The organism is Sulfuricurvum sp. IAE1 (assembly GCF_004347735.1).
In the GTDB taxonomy this organism is placed as follows: Bacteria; Campylobacterota; Campylobacteria; order Campylobacterales; family Sulfurimonadaceae; genus Sulfuricurvum.
The window spans coordinates 1-1,729 of record NZ_SLTI01000026.1; the positions used below are offsets into that span (position 1 = coordinate 1).

Genomic DNA, 1,729 nt, shown 5'->3' on the forward strand with positions numbered 1-1,729 from the left:
GCGTAAAGCCACCTCATTCGATGGGGTGGATATAAGCGATCAATCAGGAGTATCTTGCTGCTGAATATCCCCTTCGGGGACGAGAACCTTTTCAAGGTATTGTTTCACGATAGAGAGCGGCGCACCGCCGACACTTCCCGCAAAGTAACTCCTACTCCATAATGCCAACTTCCCCCAATACCGTTTCTTGATGTCAGGCATATCCCGTCGAATCAGCCGGCTCGATCTTCCCTTGAGATTGTTGACGATGGCGGCAATCGACCACTTCGGAGGATAGAGGATAAGGAGGTGAATGTGATTGTCTTCCCCGTCAAACTCTTCGAGCGTTCCTCCCATCTCTTCCATCGTCTCTTTGAATACCTCTCTGAGGTGTTCGATATGGTCCCCTTTGATAACCTTGTACCGATACTTCGTAACGAACACCAAATGAGCATGGAGAAGATGGGTTGCGTGTCGGCTTTTCCGGACTTCCATGGGATACACACCTTTAATATCTTGACATGTAACCTACAATCGGCATAATATCAATATGCAAACCATATAAAGGAGAGGCGATGTTAAAAGCAGTAAAAGTCCGTTTGTATCCATCAAACGAACAATGTTCCATCATCGCCGATCAGATAGATGCGGCACGGTATGTGTATAACCGATCTCTCGCTTTGCGAAAGTTTGCCTATACCAAGTTCGGCATTAAAGTCGGGAAGTTTGACTTGCAAAAACGGGTCGTAACCCTCAAAGATAGAGAAAAAACTGCTTGGCTTAAAAAAGCCGATTCCCAAGTGCTGCAACAATCGATCTCCAATATGGATAAAGCATATCAGCATTTTTTCAAAGGTGGCGGATATCCAAAGTTTAAATCCAAACATCACAGCTGCCAGAGTATTCAATACCCACAGCGGGTTAAAATTGAAAACTCTAAGATCTACCTTCCCAAAGTGGGATGGGTCAAATGTAAAGGTCTTCGTGAGGATGTCGTCGGCAAGATCAAGACTGTCACGGTATCACGCGAAGCCAATCTCTATCACGCTGCCATCTTGCTTGATGATGGCGTGAATACCCTTCCGGTATGCACTTCAACCGAAGCAATCGGTATCGACGTAGGTGTATCACTGGTCGCGGCGGACAGCAACGGCGGTCAGATCAAACCTCTTGATCTTGTACGTGAACTTACAAAACTTCGCCTCAGAGCGCAGCAGCTTTCACGCAAGAGCAAAGGTTCAAAGAACCGTGCGAAAGCCAAATCACGTTTGGCCAAACAGAATCTCCGTATCGCGAATATGCGTAAGGATTTTCTGCATAAACTCTCACTGCAATACGCCGAGAACCAAGGCATTGTAGTGGTAGAGGATTTGAAAATCAAGAACATGACCAAATCGGCCAAGGGAACCGAAGAGAAGCCCGGCAAGAACGTCAAACAAAAACAGGGATTAAACCGATCGATCACTCAACAATCGTGGGGGCTGTTTTTCGAACTGCTTGAATACAAAGTAATTGCACGGGGTGGACGGTTCATCAAGGTCGATCCTCAGCATACGAGCCAAACGTGCAACGTATGCGGTCATGTCTCCAAAGAGAATCGATTGAAACAAGAGAAGTTTGTATGTAAAGCTTGCGGCCATAAAGACAACGCAGATGTCAATGCCGCCAAAAACATACGAGACCGTGGGATACACGGCTCCAATGCTTCCCATCAAACAGCTGCCTAAGAGCTGTGGAGGAAGAATCCACC

General features: G+C 46.7%; 2 protein-coding genes. One reads left to right on the forward strand and one right to left on the reverse strand.

Translation table 11 applies throughout. From position 1 onward, the window contains the following. Positions 1-39 precede the first annotated feature (39 nt). On the reverse strand, positions 40-474 hold the full coding sequence (tnpA, locus tag E0765_RS04535) for an IS200/IS605 family transposase (protein ID WP_132812039.1): 435 nt from the start codon (positions 472-474) through the stop codon (positions 40-42). Between the two features lie 80 nt (positions 475-554). Between tnpA and E0765_RS04540 the strand changes: the two genes are divergently transcribed. After that, positions 555-1,706, forward strand: coding sequence for an RNA-guided endonuclease TnpB family protein (locus tag E0765_RS04540; RefSeq protein WP_132812040.1), 1,152 nt, complete (start codon positions 555-557; stop codon positions 1,704-1,706). Positions 1,707-1,729: the final 23 nt, after the last annotated feature.